The organism is Streptomyces sp. NBC_01803 (assembly GCF_035917415.1).
Taxonomy (GTDB): domain Bacteria; phylum Actinomycetota; class Actinomycetes; order Streptomycetales; family Streptomycetaceae; genus Streptomyces.
In genome coordinates this window covers 1,595,001-1,613,228 of record NZ_CP109073.1, presented here as the reverse complement: position 1 = coordinate 1,613,228, position 18,228 = coordinate 1,595,001, and the positions used below count along the sequence as shown (strand labels likewise).

The following is an 18,228-nucleotide window of genomic DNA, read 5'->3' as shown; positions in this document are numbered from 1 at the left end:
ACATGCCACACCCACCAACCGCCCGCTCGCGCGGCCGCCGGACCGTCGCGACCGCGCTGGCCGCGACGGTGCTGGGAGTTCTGGCGCTGGCCCCCCAGGCGGCGGCCGACGGACCGGCCGACCCCTGGTACATGGACACCTGGCGCGTCGAGGAGATCTGGGAGCGGACGCGGGGCGAGGGCGTCACCGTGGCGGTCATCGACAGCGGCGTCGACGACTCGGTGACGCCGGAGCTGGCCGGGCAGGTGCTGGAGGGGACCGACCTGACCTACCAGCAGGACGGCGCGCATTACGACTCGCATGGCCACGGCACCCTCATGGCGTCGCTCATCGCGGGCACCGGGGCCGACGCAGGGCTCCGCGGCCTCGCTCCCGGGGCCGAGATCCTTCCCGTCCGCGTGACGGTCGGCGGCTCGTTGCTCGACTTCGGCGAGGAAGGGCGGATGGCGCGCGGGATCGAGTACGCCGTCGAGGCCGGCGCGCAGGTCATCAGCATCTCCCTGGCGGGTGACGAGATCGGCGACGACGAGGAGATCGTGCGGGCGGCGCTCGCCGAGGCCGCCCGTCAGGATGTGCTGATCTTCGCGGGCGCGGGGAACGACGCGGAGGGTGAGAACGGCCCGCTGTTCCCGGCCAACCGCGAGGGCGTCGTCGGAGTGGGAGCGGTCGACCGGAACGGTGACCACACCCGCTACTCGAACTATGGGCCCCAGGTCGCGATGGTGGCACCCGGTGACGATGTCCCGGCGTACTGCCCGGAGCGCCACGGCGACCCGTGTCTGGTGGAGGAGGGCGGGACCAGCATCTCCACCGCGCTGGCGTCCGCCTCCGCCGCCCTGATCCGCTCGGCGTACCCGGACTGGACGAAGAACCAGGTGCTCCGCGCCATGATGGAGACGGCCGACGCCCCCGAAAGCGGCGAGCGCGACGACTACGTCGGCTACGGCATGGTCCGTCCCGACCGCGTCATCCTCGACGGCGGCATCGACCCGGGAGACCCGGACACCAACCCGCTCTTCCCGACGTACGAGGCGCTGCTCGACCCGCCCGTGTCCCCCGAGCCGGAGCCGGACCCCGAGCCTTCGGAGCCCGCGACCGAGCCCCGGCGGGACGTCCCGGACGCCGCCGGGAGCCAGGCGGCCGGCGACGGTGACGGCGACGGTGACGGCCCCTGGCTTCTCATCGGTGCCGGGGCCGTCGTCCTCGTCGGCGGTGTGCTGACGGCCGTGATCCTCGGCCGCCGTCGCCGCGCCTGAAGCGTTCCATCCATACCGAACAGACACACAGAAGGGAGCGAACATGTCGACTCCGATGCCCGGCGGCAACAGCGATCTGCGGCAAGAGGGCGAGGCCATCGACAGGGTGCTCGCCGCGCTGGAGCGCGAGGCGGGCGTCCTGGACGCGAACCGGCGAGAGCTGTCGTCGGTCTCCGACGAGTTGGCGGCCCAGTGGGGCGGTGGCGCGGCGGGACAGTTCAACGCCGGGCAGAACCAGTTCGGCCTCGACCTCGACAGGCTGATCAAGGCCATGGGCAACCTGCACGAGCTGGTCCGGCTCAGCAGGGACGGCTTCCAGGCCGAGGAGGCCGAGCAGGTCGCCGCCCTCAGGACCGTCAACGCCGGCCTCGGTGGGCCGGGCAACCCGAACCTGAACTTCTGAGGAGAGGAACGCCATGACCGACTTCAACCTCAGCGTCAACTACGCGGCCCTCGGCGCCGGCTCGGAAGGCATGTCGCGCACCGAGCGCGAGCTGCTCAACCGCATGGAGGAGCTCCAGGCCAGCCTGCGGCAGGTCGCGGCCGGCTGGGAGGGCGAGGCGATGCGGGCCTTCGACGCGAACATGCGCGTGCTCAACGAGGAGCTGGACAAGCTGCGGATGGTGCTGGCCCAGACCGGCAACCAGCTCAGCAACGCGATCGGCGACTACCAGCGCACGGACCGCGCGGGCGCCCGCCTGCTGGGAGGCTGAGCCACCCCGCACTTCTTCGGGGGCGGCGCCGGACCGCCATCGGCGCCGCCCCCGCCGCATCTCGTTCGACGAGGAATGCGCGCGGCTCCGGGAGGCGTTCCTCACCGCGTACGGCGACGTCCTCGTCGCCTACGACCGGCTCGCGCCGTCGTCCGCGTGGACCACCGAGCAGGGCCACCTCACCCGAGTTCCTGACGGAGAACGACCACAGCCGTCCCGGTGACCGGCTTCCTCGACGCCTTCTCCCACCACCCGGGGGCGGCGTCGCCTTCTGCGCCGCCCCGCCCGAGCCCGTCCCCGCCGGCTGAGCGCTACTCCTCCGGTGACCAGCCGAGCTGGATCAGCGAGTTGCCCCGCCGTCGCGTGGCGAACACGGCGCGGCCCGGGGGCAGCGGCCGGGGCCGGACCGAGGGCAGGACCTCGCCCTCCTTCGGGTCGCCGGACAGGATGATGCCCTGCGCCCCGAGGTCGCGCATCCGCTGCAGGAACGGGTCGAAGATGGCCCGCGAGATGCCCGCCGACGTGCGGGCGATGACGAAGCCGATCCCCGCGTCCCTGGCGTACGGCAGGTGCTCCGTCAGGTGGTTCAGCGGGTTCTTCGGGGTGGCGCCCACCAGGTCGTGGTCGTCGACGATGACGAACAGCCGGGGCCCCTGCCACCAACTGCCCGCCCGCAGCTCCTGGATGCTGATGTCGTCGCTCGGCTTGCGCTTCTCGAACAGGCCGTTGAGCGAGACCACGTCCGGGACCAGCTTGGCCTCCGTCGTCGTGTAGCTCGCGACGTGCTCCTCCGGCGCCGCCGCCATCAGGGCCCGCCGGTAGTCCGCGAGGATGAAGCGGGCCTCGTCCCGGGTGTACCGCTCGGCCAGCTTCCGCATGATCAGCCGCAGCGCGGACGTCTTGCCGGACTCGCTCTCGCCGATGACGAAGAGGAACGGGTCCCGCTCGAAGTCGACGAACACCGGCTCCAGATCGGTCTCGCCGACGCCGATCGCGATGCCCTGGTCCGGGCGTTCGAACCCCTTCGGCAGGTCGTGGGCGGCCAGCACCCTCGGCAGCATCCGCACCCGCGGCGCCGCCGCGCCGGTCCACGCCCCCCGGACCGCCTCGACCAGGGCGGCGGTGCCCCGCGCCAGGTCGTCGGAGCGGCTTTCCCCGTCGAGCCGGGGCAGCGCGGACAACCAGTGCAGTTTGTCGGGCGTCTGGCCGCGGCCGGGCACGTCGGCCGGGACGGCGCCGGCCACCTGGCGGTCGAACTCCGAGTCCAGCCGGTCCCCGAGCCGCAGCTCCAGCCGGTTGGTCAGCTGGTCCTTCAGCGCGGGCCGGATCTCCATGTACCGCGCGGCCGTGACGACCAGGTGGATGCCGTAGCCCAGGCCGCGCGCCGCCAGGTCGTGGATCACCGGCTCCAGCGTCATGTCGTAGTCCTGCCGGAACGCCGCCCAGCCGTCGATCAGCAGGAAGACGTCGCCCCACGGCTGGTCGGGCAGCTGCCCGGCGGCGCGCGTCCGCCGGTAGGTGACCACCGAGTCGATGCCCTCGCGCCGGAAGAACTCCTCGCGCCGCGCCAGCACCCCCGCCACCTCGGACACCGTGCGGCGCACCCGGTCCGGGTCCAGCCGGGACGCGATGCCGCCGACGTGCGGCAGGCCGTCCACCGCGGACAGCCCGCCGCCGCCGAAGTCCAGCCCGTAGAACTGGACCTCGCGCGGCGTGTGGGTGAGGGCGAATGACGCGACCAGCGTGCGCAGGAAGGTGGACTTGCCGGACTGCGGGCCGCCGACGATCAGCATGTGCCCGCCCGAGCCGGAGAAGTCGCGGGTGAGGATCTCCCGGCGCTGCTCGAACGGCTTGTCCACGACGCCGAGCGGCACCGAGAGCCCACCCGTCGCCCCGGGCGCCTGCAGGCCCCGGGCCGCCACCACGCCCACGCCCGGCAGCAGCTCGTCCAGCGTCGGCGCGTCGTCCAGCGGCGGCAGCCACACTTGATGGGCGGCCGGACCCTGCCCCTCCAGCCGCCGGACGATCACGTCCAGGACCGAGTCCGCCAGCGGATCGTCGGCGGTCCCGCCGGCACCGGCGGTCCCGCCGGCACCGGCGGTCCCGGCGGGCTCCGGGCGCGGCTCGGGCTCCGCGTAGGTGACCGGCACCGGCGCCGCCGTGAAAAGCGCCGGCCGCCGCCGCATCGGACGCGGCCCGGCCGTCTCCGGCTCGGCCGACGGCTCCCGGTACGCGCCGGAGACGTACGCCGCCTTGAAGCGCGTCATCTGGTCCGTGCCGGCCTTCAGCAGGCCGGAACCCGGCACCTGCGGCAGGTGGTAGGCGTCCGGGACGCCGATCGCCGTCCGCGACTCGGCCGCCGAGAATGTCCGCAGGCCGATCCGGTACGACAGGTACGTGTCCAGCCCCTTCAGCCGGCCCTCCTCCAGCCGCTGCGAGGCGAGCAGCAGATGCACGCCCAGCGATCGGCCGATGCGGCCGATCTGGATGAACATGTCGATGAAATCGGGCTTCGCCGTCAGCAGCTCGCTGAACTCGTCGATGACCAGGACCAGCGAGGCCAGCGGCTCCAGCGGCGCGCCCGCCGCCCGCGCCCGCTCGTAGTCGTGGAGATTCGCGTAGTTGCCCGCGGCCCGCAGCAACTCCTGCCGTCGCTGGAGCTCGCCGCGGATCGAGTCGCCCATGCGGTCGACCAGTGACAGGTCGTCCGACAGGTTGGTGATGACCGCCGACACGTGCGGCAGCCCGGCCATCCCGGTGAACGTGGCGCCGCCCTTGAAGTCCGCCAGCACGAAGTTCAGCGTCTGTGACGTGTGGGTGACGGCCAGGCCCAGCACCAGGGTCCGCAGCAGCTCCGACTTCCCGGACCCCGTGGCCCCCACACACAGCCCGTGCGGACCCATGCCCTCCTGTGCGGCCTCCTTCAGGTCCAGCATCACCGGCCGGCCCTCCTCGTCCACGCCGATCGGCACCCGCAGTCGCTCGCCCGCCGACCTCGGCCGCCAGGTCCGCGCCACGTCGACCGACGCCGGATCGCCCAGGCCCAGCAGCTCCGCGAAGTCAAGATTCGCCAGCAGCGGCTCGTCCTCGTCCACGGCCGTGCTCAGCCGCAGCGGCGCCAGCTGCCGCGCCAGCGCCTCGGCCGCCGCCGACGGCAGCGCGTCCGGCTCGCCCTCGAACACCGAGCCGTCCGGCGCCTCCAGCCGCAGCAGCCCAGGAGCGCAGAATACCGACAGACCGCCGCGCGCCGGGCCCGCCTCACCCGGCGCGATCTCCACGATGGTGACGCCCTGCAGCCCCTCCGCGCCGGCGAACGCCGAGTGCGGCGGAATCCGCGCGCCGTCCAGCAGCAGTACCACGTGCGGCTGGTCGGGCACCGGCTTGCCCTGGGGCGCGAACCGCCCCCGCCCCTCCAACCGCCGCGTCAGCTCCTGTTCGACCTCCGGGACGGTGCCGCCGATCAGCCGCCGCGTGCCCGCCCCGTCCAGCGCCGTCGACTGGGTGTGCGGCAGCCACTTCGTCCACTCCCAGCGGTCCGCCGCCTCCCCGCCGCCCGCCACCACCGCCAGCGTCACGTCCTCCGGCGAGTGCAGCGCCGTCAGCGCGGCCACCAGCGAACGCGCCACGCCGTACACCGGCTCCGCGTCACCCGCCAGCGTCAGCCGGTAGAAACCGCGCAGCGACACCGCCATCGGCAGGTCCCGCACGGTGCTGTGCGTGGTCAGGAACCGCCGCATCGCCCCCGCCGTCAGCGGCTCCAGCTCATCCACCGGCGCGGTCCGCGGCGCCATCAGCGGCGTCGCGAGCTGGTGCTCGCCCAGGCCCAACCGCACCTGCCCGAAGTCCGCGTCGCCGGCCCGCCGTTCCCACACCCGGCCGCCCTCGGCGACCAGCGCCCACAACTGCTCGGGTGCCGGGTGCAGGTACCACTGCGTGTCCCGCTGCTCCCGCGCCGTCGCCCGCACCTCCTGCCGGGTGCGTGCGAGGTACTTCAGATAATCCCGCCGCACCTGCGCCATCTGCCCCTGGGTGCCCCGCCGGGCGCGCACGATCATCGCGATGAGCATGCCGCCCGTGGAGATCATCATCAGCATCCCCATGACGCGCATGAACGGATGCGCGCCCGGCATGAAGAAGAACACCACCGACGAGCCCATGCCGAGCATCGGCACGATCTGCATCAGCACGCCCTCCTGCTGCCCTTTGGGCAGCTCGGGCGGCGGCAGCAGCGGAACGGCCTCGTCCGGCAGCTTCCTCGGCAACGCCCGCGGCGGGCGCTTCACAACGATCTGGCTCATCAAACCCCCCGCGCCAACGGCTGGATGGTCGCGTCGTGACTGATCCTAGTTGGCGCACGGTAGGGTGTTCGACGCAGTCTGTGCACAAGGAGCCGCCAGGGGAGGGGAGTTATTCCGTGAGCACGACCGCAGCCACCGGCTTCTGCCGGATCACCGTCGCCGCGCCCACCAGCCGGACCGACATGGCGTTGCCCGAGGACATCCCGCTCGCCGACCTCTACCCCGAGATCTTCCGGCTGACCGGCCTGACACCCGATCAGGAGGCCCCGGTCGGCCACCACCTGGTGCGCCGCGACGGCTCCGTGCTGGACGGCTCCCGCACCCTGGGCGCCCAGCGGGTCCTGGACGGCGACGTGCTGGCCCTGCGCCCCTTCGCCGACTCGCTCCCGCCGCCCGTCCACGACGATGTGACGGACGCCGTCGCCGACGCGGTGGGCGGTGACCGGCGGCTGTGGCAGGACCGGATGCTGCGGCCGGCCGGCCTGACGGCCGTCGCCGTCCTCGGCGCGCTGACCGCCGCCGTGCTCTGGTACGGCGAGCCGGACCGCCACGAGATGCACGGGCTGCCCGGCGTTCTCGCGGGCGTCCTGGCGATCCTCCTCCTCTCCTTCGCCGCCGTCCGCGCCCGGGTGTACGACGACGGCCACGCCGCCGTCGCGTCCGGCCTGGCAGCCCTGCCGCACGCCTTCGTCGGCGGCACCGGCATGCTGCCCCTCGACGACGGCCACGGCGTCGGCCGTCTGGAGCTGCTGCTAGGCTGCGCCGCCGTCCTCGTCGTCTCCGTCATCCTGATCGCCGTCATGCCGGAGGCCGCCGCCTGGTTCGTGGCCACCGCGTGCGCCGCGACGCTCGGTACCGTCGCCGCGTTCCTCGCCACCGTCACCGAGGCCGAGCCGGCCGAGACCGCCGCCGTCTGCGCGCCCGTCGCGCTCGGCGCGCTGGCCTTCCTCCCGGCCCTCGCCGCGAGCCTCGTCCGGCTGCCCATCGGCTACACCGCTCCCCGCCCCGGCTACGAGACGGTGGCGCCCGAGCCGCGGCAGCCGACCGACGGGCCGGTCGACACCGAGCGTGTCGCCGCCCAGGCCCGCCGCGGCCATCAGCTTCTGCTCGGCCTCACCGGCGGCTGCGCCGTGCTCGCCACCACCGCCGTCGGCGTCCTCGGTTTCTCCGACAGCGGCTGGGGACAGCTGCTCGCCCTGGCCACCGGTCTCGCGCTGCTGACCCGCGCCCGGCTGTTCCGTTACGCCGTCCAGGTGACGGTGCTGCTGACCGCCGGACTCGGCTCCCTGGCGCTGCTCGTCCTCGGCTTCGCCGGCGACACGTCCACCGCGGGCGGCGGCGACCCGGACCCGCGCACCCTCTGGCTGGCCGCCGCACTCACCGCCGCCACCGGTATGCTCGCGGCGATCGCGCTGATCGTGCCGCGCGCCGGGCTCACCCCGTTCTGGGGCAGGGCCCTCGATCTCACCGAGAGCGCCGTGCTGCTGTCGCTGATCCCGCTGTGTCTCGCGGTGCTCGGTGTATACGGTGAGGCCCGGGGGCTGACCAGCGGCTGAGCAGGCCGGATGTGCCAGCGGGGTCATCCTGTTGTAGCCTGCTTACCGGCCGTTTGCGTACGCGCCCCCGGAGTCTTCTGGAGGAAGCGCTCAGCGGACCCCGCCTCCCGAGTTCCGGAAGCTCCCCTGTGGATAAGCCCAGGGGCACTCGGTGGCCAGATCAGACAACGTCAAGGAGTCCGTGTGTCGTCGCTCGACGCCGCCACGAAGCAGAAGATCATCGCCGAGTTCGCCACCGCAGAGGGCGACACCGGCTCCCCCGAGGTCCAGGTGGCTCTGCTGTCCCGCCGCATCTCGGACCTGACCGAGCACCTGAAGATCCACAAGCACGACCACCACTCCCGCCGGGGCCTGCTGCTCCTGGTCGGCCAGCGCCGGCGCCTGCTGCAGTACCTGGCGCGCAAGGACATCCAGCGCTTCCGCACCCTGGTGGAGCGGCTGGGCATCCGCCGCGGCGCGGCGGGCGCCAGGTAACACGCGCGAGAGGGAGCGGCCACCCGCAGGCGGGGCCGCTCCCTTCGCCGTATCCGGTCCGTCACGGACGGAAACCGAGCCGGGAACCGTATGCCTTTGTAGGCTGGTTCCAACGGCACGACCGAGAAAACGACGAAACGCACGGGGCGGGGCCCCTTCGCACGTCGCCGGTCCTCGGTAGTGGCTTCCGGGCGTTCAGACCCCGGGGGCTTCGATCGATGGCCGGCCAGTCCGGAGGCGCTCCACCTCATCGCCCCGCCGAGGTCGGCGGGGCACAGAAGAGGAGATTTTCCAAGGTGGAGAACGAGACCCACTACGCCGAGGCCGTCATCGACAACGGTTCCTTCGGTTCCCGCACCATCCGCTTCGAGACGGGGAGGCTCGCCAGGCAGGCGGCCGGCTCCGCCGTGGCGTATCTGGACGACGACACCATGGTGCTGTCGGCCACCACCGCGTCGAAGAACCCCAAGGATCAGCTCGACTTCTTCCCGCTCACCGTCGATGTCGAGGAGCGGATGTACGCGGCCGGGAAGATTCCCGGTTCCTTCTTCCGGCGCGAGGGGCGTCCGTCCGAGGACGCGATCCTCACCTGCCGCCTCATCGACCGTCCGCTGCGCCCCTCGTTCAAGAAGGGCCTGCGCAACGAGATCCAGATCGTCGAGACGATCATGGCGCTCAACCCCGACCACCTGTACGACGTGGTCGCCATTAACGCCGCCTCCTGTTCCACGCAGCTCGCCGGGCTGCCGTTCTCCGGCCCCATCGGCGGCACCCGCGTCGCCCTGATCCGTGGCCAGTGGGTGGCCTTCCCGACCCACACGGAGCTGGCGGAGGCCGTCTTCGACATGGTCGTCGCCGGCCGCGTGCTGCCGGACGGCGATGTCGCGATCATGATGGTCGAGGCCGAGGCCACCGACAAGACGATCGAGCTGGTCAAGGGCGGTGCGCAGGCCCCGACCGAGGAGGTCGTCGCGGCCGGCCTGGACGCCGCCAAGCCGTTCATCAAGGTGCTGTGCAAGGCGCAGGCCGACCTCGCGGCCAAGGCCGCCAAGCCCACCGGCGAGTTCCCGGTCTTCCTGGACTACCAGAACGACGTGTACGAGGCGCTGTCGGCGGCCGTCCGCGACGAGCTGGCCCAGGCGCTGACCATCGCCGGCAAGCAGGAGCGCGAGGGCGAGCTGGACCGCGTCAAGACGGTCGCCGCGGAGAAGCTGCTGCCGCAGTTCGAGGGCCGCGAGAAGGAGATCTCCGCCGCCTACCGGTCGCTGACCAAGGAGCTGGTCCGCGAGCGCGTCATCCGCGACAAGGTCCGCATCGACGGCCGGGGCGTCACCGACATCCGTACGCTGGCCGCCGAGGTCGAGGCGATCCCGCGGGTGCACGGCTCGGCGCTGTTCGAGCGCGGTGAGACGCAGATCCTCGGTGTCACCACGCTGAACATGCTCCGCATGGAGCAGCAGCTCGACACGCTCTCCCCGGTGACCCGCAAGCGGTACATGCACAACTACAACTTCCCGCCCTACTCCACCGGTGAGACCGGCCGCGTCGGCTCCCCCAAGCGCCGCGAGATCGGCCACGGCGCGCTCGCCGAGCGGGCCCTGCTGCCGGTGCTGCCCAGCCGCGAGGAGTTCCCGTACGCCATCCGCCAGGTCTCCGAGGCGCTCGGCTCCAACGGCTCCACCTCGATGGGCTCGGTCTGCGCCTCCACCATGTCGCTGCTGAACGCCGGTGTGCCGCTGAAGGCGCCGGTGGCCGGCATCGCCATGGGCCTGATCTCCCAGGAGATCGAGGGCGAGACGCACTACGTCACCCTCACCGACATCCTCGGCGCCGAGGACGCGTACGGCGACATGGACTTCAAGGTCGCCGGCACCCGGCAGTTCGTCACGGCGCTCCAGCTCGACACCAAGCTGGACGGCATCCCGGCCTCCGTGCTGGCCGCCGCCCTGAAGCAGGCTCGTGACGCCCGCCTGCACATCCTCGACGTGATGAGCGAGGCCATCGACGTCCCCGACGAGATGTCCCCGAACGCGCCGCGGATCATCACCGTCAAGATCCCGGTGGACAAGATCGGCGAGGTCATCGGCCCGAAGGGCAAGATGATCAACCAGATCCAGGAGGACACCGGCGCCGACATCACCATCGAGGACGACGGCACGATCTACATCGGTGCCGCCGACGGTCCCTCCGCCGAGGCCGCGCGCGCCACGATCAACGGCATCGCCAACCCGACGATGCCCGAGGTCGGCGAACGGTACCTGGGCACGGTCGTGAAGACGACCACCTTCGGCGCCTTCGTCTCCCTGCTGCCCGGCAAGGACGGTCTGCTGCACATCTCGCAGATCCGCAAGCTGGCCGGCGGCAAGCGCGTGGAGAACGTGGACGACGTGCTCGGCGTCGGCCAGAAGGTCCAGGTCGAGATCGCCGAGATCGACCAGCGCGGCAAGCTCTCCCTGATCCCCGTCCTGGACGAGGCCGCCGAGAGCGCCTCCGCCGAGGCCGAGGACGCCGAGAAGGCCGCTGCCGACCAGTGATCCGTCCCTCTCGTACGGCATCGCGTGCGACGGCCCGCCCCACCGCTGAGGTGGGGCGGGCCGTGCCCCGTCCGCGCGGCGCGGAGAACGGCCCCGGCGCTGTCGCCAGGACCGTGCTCCCCGGCGGACTGCGCGTCCTCACCGAGACCGTGCCCTCGGTCCGCTCCGCGACGTTCGGCATCTGGGCCCGGGTCGGCTCGCGCGACGAGACCCCGGCGCTCAACGGCGCCACCCACTACCTGGAACACCTGCTGTTCAAGGGCACCGAGCGGCGCACCGCCCTGGACATCTCCTCCGCCATCGACGCGGTCGGCGGCGAGATGAACGCCTTCACCACGAAGGAGTTCACCTGCTACTACGCCCGCGTCCTCGACAATGACCTGCCGCTGGCCATCGACATCGTCTGCGACATGCTCACCGGCTCCTTGATCGCTGCCCAGGACGTGGACGCCGAGCGCGGCGTCATCCTCGAAGAGATCGCGATGACGGAGGACGACCCGAGCGACGGCGTCCACGACCTCTTCGCGCACACCCTGCTCGGCGACAGCCCGCTGGGCCGCCCGGTGCTCGGCACCGAGGACACGGTCAACGCGCTGACCCGCGACAAGATCGCCCGGTTCTACCGGCGGCACTACGACCCCACCCGCCTCGTCGTCACCGCCGCGGGCAACGTGGACCACGCCGCCGTCGTGGAGCGCGTGGCCGCCGCGTTCGAAGGGGCGGGCGCGCTCGCCCGCGCGGACGCCGAGCCCGTCGGGCCGCGTTCCGGCCGGCGCGCCATCAAGACGACCGGGCGTCTCGACGTGATCGAGCGCCCCACCGAGCAGGCGCACGTCGTGCTCGGCATGCCGGGCGTCTCCCGCCACGACGAGCGCCGCTGGGCGCTCAACGTGCTGTCCACCGCGCTCGGCGGCGGCATGAGCTCGCGCCTCTTCCAGGAGGTCCGCGAGAAGCGCGGTCTGGCCTACAACATCTACACGCACACCTCCGGTTACGCCGACTGCGGTCTGTTCGGCGTCTACGCCGGCTGCCGCCCCGACCGGCTGGACGACGTGCTGAAGATCTGCCGCGACCAGCTCGCCGACGTCGCCGAACACGGCCTCGGTGACGACGAGACGCGCCGCGCGATCGGCCAGCTCGCCGGCTCCACCGTGCTCGGTCTGGAGGACACCGGCTCCCTGATGCACCGGCTCGGCAAGAGCGAGGTGTGCTGGGGCAGGCAGCTTTCGGTGGATGAGATGCTGGAGCGGATCACCGCGGTCACCCCGGACGACGTCCGGCAGGTCGCCCGCGAGCTGCTCGGGCACCGGCCCTCGCTGTCCGTCATCGGTCCGCTCAACGACCGGCAGACCGCGCGCCTGTCCGGCGCCGTCGGCTGAGGCGGGACCGGGCGACGGGCCGACGGGGCGACGAGGGACGGCACGACCGGGAGAGCTGAAGAAGGAGTGGGATGAGCAAGCTGCGCGTAGCCGTGATCGGCGCTCGCGGGCGCATGGGCTCCGAGGCCGTCCGGGCCGTGACGGACGCGCCGGACATGGAGCTCGTCGCCGCGCTGGGCCGTGGCGACAAGCTGGAGACGCTGATCGAGGCCGGCGCCCAGGTGGCCGTCGAGCTGACGCGGCCCGAGTCGGTGATGGACAATCTGGAGTTCTGCGTCCGCAACGGCGTCCACGGCGTCGTCGGGACCACGGGCTGGACGGAGGACCGGTTGGCCACCCTCCGGGGGTGGTTGGCCGGCTCCCCGGCCACCGGTGTGCTGATCGCTCCGAACTTCGGTATCGGCGCGGTGCTCACCATGCGGTTCGCGCGGCAGGCCGCGCGTTTCTTCGAGTCGGTCGAGATCGTCGAGCTGCACCACCCGAACAAGGCCGATGCCCCCAGCGGCACCGCCGTGCGCACCGCCCAGCTCGTCGCCGAGGCCCGCCACGCCGCGGGGCTCGGTGCCCAGCCGGACGCCACCAGCACGGCCCTGGAGGGCGCCCGGGGCGCCGACGTGGACGGGGTGCCGGTGCACGCCGTCCGGCTGCGCGGGCTGGTCGCCCACCAGGAGGTCCTCTTCGGTGACGAGGGCGAGGTCTTCACCATCCGCCACGACTCGATGAACCGCGGCTCCTTCATGCCGGGCGTGCTGCTCGGCGTGCGGCGGATTCCCGGCGCGCCCGGGCTGACGTTCGGCCTGGAGCACTTCATGGAGCTGGACGGCTAGCCGTGCGCGCCAAGATCGGTTACTTGGTGCTGTGCGCCGCGATGCTGGTGTACGCGGCGCTGATCGGCCATCGCGGGGTGCTGCTCGTCCTGGAGGGCACATGGGTGACCGTGCCGCTGGGCGCGGCCGTGCTGGTCCTGCCGCTGCTCGGCGGCTGGTTCCTCTGGCGCAGTCTGCGGTTCGTCCTGGACGCCAACCGGCTGGCCAGGGAGCTGGATGCCGAGGGCGGGCTCCCGGTGGACGAGCTCGCGCGCACGCCCAGCGGGCGCGTCGACCGGGCCGCCGCCGACGAGGTGTTCGCGCGGCGGCGGGCGGAGGCCGAGGCGACTCCGGGGGACTGGCGGTGCTGGTTCCGGCTGGCCGTCGCCTATCACGACGCGCGGGACACACCCCGGGCCAGAAGGGCGATGCAGCACGCGATCGCCCTGCGCGCGGGCCGCCGCTCCCGTGCCGGGGCCTAGCGCGGTCCGCCGCGGCCCCCGCCTGTCCCAGCCCCGCTCAGCGGTTCTCGGCCGCCCACGCCTCCAGTACGTCCGCCGCGCGGTCGAACGCCTCGGGCCGGGACAGGAAGTCCGCGTTGTGGTCGGTGAGCAGCGTACGCAGCGACTCGCCGCGGCGCCGCTCGATCTGCAGGGCCTGGCCCTGGACGCCGCGCGGCAGGCCGAGCCACTTCACCGGCTGCTGGACCGTGGAGACGCGGGTGATGTCGCGCCACCGCAGCGTCGTGGTGCTCAGCAGGCCGACGCGGCGCAGGCCACGTGGGCTGACCCAGATGCCGACGCGCAGCAGGCGCAGCGCGAAGGCGATGGTCAGCGCGGCGGCGAGACCGGTGGCGGTGGCGCCGGTCGGAGAGCCCGCCATGGTGATGATCATGGCGCAGAGCAGCATGTACGCGGCGATCAGCAGAGTCAGCGCGGCGACGGCCACGCGCCAGGGGCCCGGCCGGTAGGGGCGGCGCCAATAGTCCCGGTTCGCGTGCGGCAGTGGCTCGTCCGGCACGGAGGTGGCGGAGTCGTGGTCGGCCGCGAGGAAGGTCAGGGGCACGGCTGGTCCTCGTTCGAATTCACAGAGACATCACGTGGGGGTGGTGCTGTGAACGGTGAGGCTACCGCGCTTCAGCGGCCTTCGGCCGCCTCGGGCGCATCAGGAACAGACTGACGGTCGACATCGAGGGCGGGGCGCGCCAGCAGCAGGGCCCCTATGAGGCCGCATATCAGGACAAGAGCGATAAGAGTGCCGCCGAGAATCGAGCCGGCGGTCGGACGGTGGTGCGGCGGAGTGACGTCGTCGTGGAAACCGTCGTCGTACGCCATGCGAGTGTTCCTCCCCCTGAGTGACCTCATACAAATCTATCAGGGGAAGAATCCGACTCCGGGCGTGAGGCCCCTTTTGCCCGACCCGGGGCGTGGGCCGTTGTCAGTGGCTGCCCTTAGGGTGAGTCGCGTTCCGCACGGAAGGATTTCGAAGGTGACCGAGACCCCCAGTTTCCGCAGTGACGTGACCGTAGAGCTGGTCAAGCACAGTGCCTCCGACACCGACGTGCTCTGGGCGGCCCGCGTGTCCACGGCGGGGGAGCAGTCCCTTGAGGAGATCGGCCGGGACCCGGAGCGTTCGAAGGGTTTGATCAACTATCTGCTGCGCGACCGGCACGGCAGCCCGTTCGAGCACAACTCGATGACCTTCCTGGTCAGCGCCCCGATCTTCGTCTTCCGCGAGTTCCACCGGCACCGCGTCGGCTGGTCGTACAACGAGGAGAGCGGGCGGTATCGGGAGCTCGGCCCGGTGTTCTACGTGCCGGCGGAGGACCGCAGGCTCGTCCAGCGCGGACGTCCCGGGCAGTATGACTTCGTTCCGGGCACCCCCGAGCAGCACGCGCTGGTGGGGAAGGTCATGGAGGAGTCCTACCGGCAGGCGTACGCGGCCTATCAGGAGATGCTCGCCGCGGGTGTGGCCAGGGAGGTGGCCCGGGCGGTGCTGCCGGTCGGCCTGTTCTCCTCGATGTACGCCACGTGCAACGCCCGCTCGCTGATGCATTTCCTCGGGCTGCGCACGCAGGACGAGCGGGCCCGGGTGCCCTCGTTCCCGCAGCGCGAGATCGAGATGGTGGCCGAGCGGATGGAGGCCGAGTGGGCCCGTCTGATGCCTCTGACGCACGCGGCGTTCAACGCGCATGGCCGCGTGGCGCCCTAGCCGGCGGGCGCATTCTCCGGAGAGCCGCTCGAAGTGTCCGTATTGCACCATTTCGCGAAGTTCATTTAGGGTGAATGAACGGACCCGGCACTGTCTGAACCCCCGAGCAGGCAGTGCCGGGATCCACGGGATGCCCGCCCCGATGGCCCCGGACCCGCTGAGCTGCGAGTAGCGTGGAACCTATGGCTCCGACCTCCACACCGCAGACCCCCTTCGGGAGGGTCCTCACCGCCATGGTCACGCCATTCACGGCGGACGGATCACTCGACCTCGACGGCGCGCGGCGGCTCGCCGCGCACCTGGTGGACGCCGGAAACGACGGCCTGATCGTCAACGGCACCACCGGTGAGTCCCCGACGACGAGCGATGCGGAGAAATCCCGGCTGATCAGCGCCGTGGTGGAGGCGGTCGGCGACCGGGCCCACGTCGTGGCGGGCGTCGGCACCAACGACACCAGGCACAGCGTCGAGCTGGCCCGCGCCGCCCAGGCGGCCGGCGCCCACGGACTGCTGACCGTCACGCCGTACTACAGCAAGCCGCCGCAGGAGGGCCTGTACCGGCACTTCACCGCCATCGCGGACGCCTGCGACCTCCCGGTGATGCTGTACGACATCCCGGGCCGCAGCGGAGTGCCGATCAACACGGAGACCATGGTCCGCCTGGCCGCCCACCCGCGCATCGTCGCCAACAAGGACGCCAAGGGCGACCTGGGCCGGGCGAGCTGGGCCATCGCCACCACCGGCCTCGCGTGGTACTCGGGGGACGACATGCTGAACCTCCCCCTGCTGTCCGTGGGCGCGGTGGGCTTCGTCTCCGTCGTGGGCCACATCGTCACCCCCGAGCTGCGCGCGCTCGTCGACGCCCACACCAGCGGCGACGTGGCGAAGGCCACCGAGATCCACCAGAAGCTGCTCCCGGTCTTCACCGGCATGTTCCGCTCCCAGGGCGTGATCACCTCCAAGGCCGCCCTCGGCTTCCTGGGCCTGCCCGGCGGCCCCCTCCGGCTTCCTCTGATCGGCCTCAAGGAGGAGGAGACCGAACAGCTCAAGCGGGATCTCACCGCCGGTGGGGTACAGATCTGACAACACAGACGTTGCCCGGGACGCGGATCGCCGCGCCCAGGGTGATAACTGAATACCGACCAGTGCATACAGTCACGCGCGCCGTGCCCCTCGCGGGCGTGTGGCGCGCGTGGTCAGGAGAGTCTCTTGAGTCATCCGCACCCAGAACTCGGCCCGCCGCCGAAGCTTCCTGAGGGTGGCCTACGCGTTACCCCGCTCGGCGGGCTCGGCGAGATCGGCCGCAACATGACCGTCTTCGAATACGGCGGTCGGCTGCTCATCGTCGACTGCGGCGTGCTCTTCCCCGAGGAGGAGCAGCCCGGAATCGACCTCATCCTGCCGGACTTCAGCTCCATCAGGAACCGCCTCGACGACATCGACGGCATCGTGCTGACGCACGGACACGAGGATCACATCGGCGGGGTGCCCTTCCTGCTGCGCGAGAAGCCGGACATCCCCCTGATCGGCTCCAAGCTCACGCTCGCGCTGCTGGAGGCCAAGCTCCAGGAGCATCGCATCCGCCCCTACACCCTGGAGGTCAAGGAGGGACACCGCGAGCGGATCGGCCCGTTCGACTGCGAGTTCGTCGCGGTCAACCACTCCATCCCCGACGCCCTCGCGGTCGCCATCCGCACCCCGGCCGGCATGGCCGTCCACACCGGCGACTTCAAGATGGACCAGCTCCCGCTCGACGGCCGCCTCACCGACCTGCGGGCGTTCGCCCGGCTCGGCGAGGAGGGCATCGACCTGCTGCTGGCCGACTCCACCAACGCCGAGGTGCCCGGATTCGTCTCCCCGGAGCGGGAGATCTCCGGAGTGCTGCGTCAGGTCTTCGCCCGCGCGGAGAAGCGCATCATCGTGGCCAGCTTCGCCAGCCACGTGCACCGCATCCAGCAGATCGTCGACGCGGCCTACGAACACGGCCGCAGGATCGCGTTCGTAGGCCGCTCGATGGTGCGGAACATGGGCATCGCCAGGGACCTCGGCTATCTGCGGGTGCCCGCCGGACTGGTGGTCGACGTGAAGACACTCGACGACCTGGCCGACAACGAGGTGGTCCTCATCTGCACCGGCTCCCAGGGCGAGCCCATGGCGGCGCTGTCCAGGATGGCCAACCGCGACCACCAGATCCGGATCGTGGAGGGGGACACGGTGATCCTGGCCTCGTCCCTGATCCCCGGCAACGAGAACGCGGTGTACCGCGTGATCAACGGCCTGACCCGCTGGGGCGCCAACGTCATCCACAAGGGCAACGCGCGGGTCCACGTCTCGGGCCACGCCTCGGCCGGCGAGCTGCTGTACTTCTACAACATCTGCCAGCCGAAGAACCTGATGCCGGTCCACGGCGAGTGGCGCCATCTGCGCGCCAACGCGGAGCTGGGCGCGGCGACCGGGGTGCCCGCGGAGCGCATCGTCATCGCGGAGGACGGGGTCGTGGTCGACCTCATCGACGGCAAGGCGAAGATCACCGGCAAGGTGCAGGCCGGGTACGTGTATGTCGACGGACTGTCGGTCGGCGACATCACCGAGTCCAGCCTGAAGGACCGTCGGATCCTGGGCGACGAGGGGTTCATCACCATCTTCGTGGTGGTGGACAGCAGCACGGGCAAGATCGTCAGCGGCCCGAGCATCCACTCGCGCGGCTCCGGCATCGACGACTCCGACTTCGCCGCGGTCCTCCCGAAGATCGACGAGGTCCTCGCGCGATCGGCCCAGGACGGCGTGGTCGAGCCGCGCCAACTCCAGCAGCTGGTACGCCGGACGGTGGGCAAGTGGGTGGCCGACACCTACCGCCGACGCCCGATGATCATGCCCGTGGTCGTGGACGTCTGACCGTCAGCAGGCGGCGGGGCGCCAGGATTTGCATCCAGGCGCCCCGCTCCAGTACGTTTACGCCACCACCGAGACGGGAAACCGGAGCACCTCGGAGGTACGACGGC

Annotated in this window: 15 protein-coding genes; 12 read left to right on the top strand and 3 right to left on the bottom strand. The window is 71.6% G+C overall.

The genetic code is table 11. The features are described 5' to 3' along the window. Positions 1–2 precede the first annotated feature (2 nt). The 3 genes from OIE51_RS06710 to OIE51_RS06700 are packed head-to-tail and all read left to right on the top strand — an operon-like array spanning position 3 to position 1,969. Positions 3–1,256: a S8 family serine peptidase gene (locus OIE51_RS06710; RefSeq protein ID WP_326596228.1), complete on the top strand. Its 1,254-nt coding sequence runs from the start codon at positions 3–5 to the stop codon at positions 1,254–1,256. Positions 1,257–1,299: 43 nt separating this feature from the next. Continuing rightward, positions 1,300–1,659 carry a WXG100 family type VII secretion target gene (locus tag OIE51_RS06705; RefSeq protein WP_326596227.1) on the top strand — a complete coding sequence of 120 codons (360 nt, stop codon included), beginning with the start codon at positions 1,300–1,302 and terminating at the stop codon, positions 1,657–1,659. A gap of 13 nt (positions 1,660–1,672) precedes the next feature. Then, positions 1,673–1,969, top strand: a complete 297-nt coding sequence (locus OIE51_RS06700) for a WXG100 family type VII secretion target (protein WP_326596226.1) — start codon at positions 1,673–1,675, stop codon at positions 1,967–1,969. Between the two features lie 311 nt (positions 1,970–2,280). Here the strand turns inward: OIE51_RS06700 and eccCa are convergent, their stop codons facing one another. Beyond that, entirely contained in the window at positions 2,281–6,267 is a 3,987-nt protein-coding gene (gene eccCa / locus OIE51_RS06695) for a type VII secretion protein EccCa (RefSeq protein WP_326596225.1), read from the bottom strand. Positions 6,268–6,383: 116 nt separating this feature from the next. On the opposite strand from eccCa, the gene eccD reads away from it, so the two are divergent. The 6 genes from eccD (at position 6,384) to OIE51_RS06665 (ending at position 13,498) form a co-directional block, all read left to right on the top strand. Further along, positions 6,384–7,823, top strand: coding sequence for a type VII secretion integral membrane protein EccD (gene eccD, locus OIE51_RS06690; RefSeq protein ID WP_326596224.1), 1,440 nt, complete (start codon positions 6,384–6,386; stop codon positions 7,821–7,823). Positions 7,824–8,006: 183 nt separating this feature from the next. After that, entirely contained in the window at positions 8,007–8,297 is a 291-nt protein-coding gene (rpsO, locus tag OIE51_RS06685) for a 30S ribosomal protein S15 (protein ID WP_326596223.1), read from the top strand. A 296-nt stretch (positions 8,298–8,593) separates the two neighbouring features. Continuing rightward, positions 8,594–10,831, top strand: a complete 2,238-nt coding sequence (locus tag OIE51_RS06680; protein ID WP_326596222.1) for a polyribonucleotide nucleotidyltransferase — start codon at positions 8,594–8,596, stop codon at positions 10,829–10,831. Beyond that, positions 10,831–12,210 carry a M16 family metallopeptidase gene (locus tag OIE51_RS06675; protein WP_442812041.1) on the top strand — a complete coding sequence of 460 codons (1,380 nt, stop codon included), beginning with the start codon at positions 10,831–10,833 and terminating at the stop codon, positions 12,208–12,210. Before OIE51_RS06680 ends, OIE51_RS06675 begins: the two co-directional genes overlap by 1 nt. A 71-nt stretch (positions 12,211–12,281) precedes the next feature. Then, a complete protein-coding gene (gene dapB, locus OIE51_RS06670) occupies positions 12,282–13,037 on the top strand; it encodes a 4-hydroxy-tetrahydrodipicolinate reductase (protein WP_326596220.1) in 756 nt (251 codons plus the stop codon). 2 nt (positions 13,038–13,039) lie between these two features. Continuing rightward, positions 13,040–13,498, top strand: a complete 459-nt coding sequence (locus OIE51_RS06665; protein WP_326596219.1) for a hypothetical protein — start codon at positions 13,040–13,042, stop codon at positions 13,496–13,498. 37 nt (positions 13,499–13,535) lie between these two features. Here the strand turns inward: OIE51_RS06665 and OIE51_RS06660 are convergent, their stop codons facing one another. After that, positions 13,536–14,081: a hypothetical protein gene (locus OIE51_RS06660; RefSeq protein ID WP_326596218.1), complete on the bottom strand. Its 546-nt coding sequence runs from the start codon at positions 14,079–14,081 to the stop codon at positions 13,536–13,538. A gap of 71 nt (positions 14,082–14,152) precedes the next feature. Then, the gene (locus tag OIE51_RS06655; RefSeq protein ID WP_326596217.1) at positions 14,153–14,350 is read right to left on the bottom strand and encodes a hypothetical protein; all 198 of its coding nucleotides are present in this window, start codon (positions 14,348–14,350) and stop codon (positions 14,153–14,155) included. 154 nt (positions 14,351–14,504) lie between these two features. Between OIE51_RS06655 and thyX the strand changes: the two genes are divergently transcribed. The 3 genes from thyX to OIE51_RS06640 all read left to right on the top strand — a co-directional run bounded on the left by thyX (position 14,505) and on the right by OIE51_RS06640 (position 18,121). Further along, complete coding sequence (gene thyX / locus OIE51_RS06650; RefSeq protein ID WP_326596216.1) at positions 14,505–15,227, top strand: FAD-dependent thymidylate synthase; 723 nt, start codon at positions 14,505–14,507, stop codon at positions 15,225–15,227. A gap of 182 nt (positions 15,228–15,409) precedes the next feature. Further along, positions 15,410–16,309 carry a 4-hydroxy-tetrahydrodipicolinate synthase gene (gene dapA, locus OIE51_RS06645; RefSeq protein ID WP_326596215.1) on the top strand — a complete coding sequence of 300 codons (900 nt, stop codon included), beginning with the start codon at positions 15,410–15,412 and terminating at the stop codon, positions 16,307–16,309. Positions 16,310–16,435: 126 nt separating this feature from the next. Continuing rightward, the gene (locus OIE51_RS06640; protein WP_326596214.1) at positions 16,436–18,121 is read left to right on the top strand and encodes a ribonuclease J; all 1,686 of its coding nucleotides are present in this window, start codon (positions 16,436–16,438) and stop codon (positions 18,119–18,121) included. Positions 18,122–18,228 lie beyond the last annotated feature (107 nt).

Excerpts from the sequence above, each read along its gene's own strand:
- dapB (WP_326596220.1), top strand. The coding sequence starts at position 12,282 with ATGAGCAAGCTGCGCGTAGCCGTGATCGGCGCTCGCGGGCGCATGGGC.
- OIE51_RS06655 (WP_326596217.1), bottom strand. The coding sequence starts at position 14,350 with ATGGCGTACGACGACGGTTTCCACGACGACGTCACTCCGCCGCACCAC.
- eccCa (WP_326596225.1), bottom strand. The coding sequence starts at position 6,267 with ATGAGCCAGATCGTTGTGAAGCGCCCGCCGCGGGCGTTGCCGAGGAAG.
- OIE51_RS06710 (WP_326596228.1), top strand. The coding sequence starts at position 3 with ATGCCACACCCACCAACCGCCCGCTCGCGCGGCCGCCGGACCGTCGCG.
- OIE51_RS06700 (WP_326596226.1), top strand. The coding sequence starts at position 1,673 with ATGACCGACTTCAACCTCAGCGTCAACTACGCGGCCCTCGGCGCCGGC.
- OIE51_RS06705 (WP_326596227.1), top strand. The coding sequence starts at position 1,300 with ATGTCGACTCCGATGCCCGGCGGCAACAGCGATCTGCGGCAAGAGGGC.
- dapA (WP_326596215.1), top strand. The coding sequence starts at position 15,410 with ATGGCTCCGACCTCCACACCGCAGACCCCCTTCGGGAGGGTCCTCACC.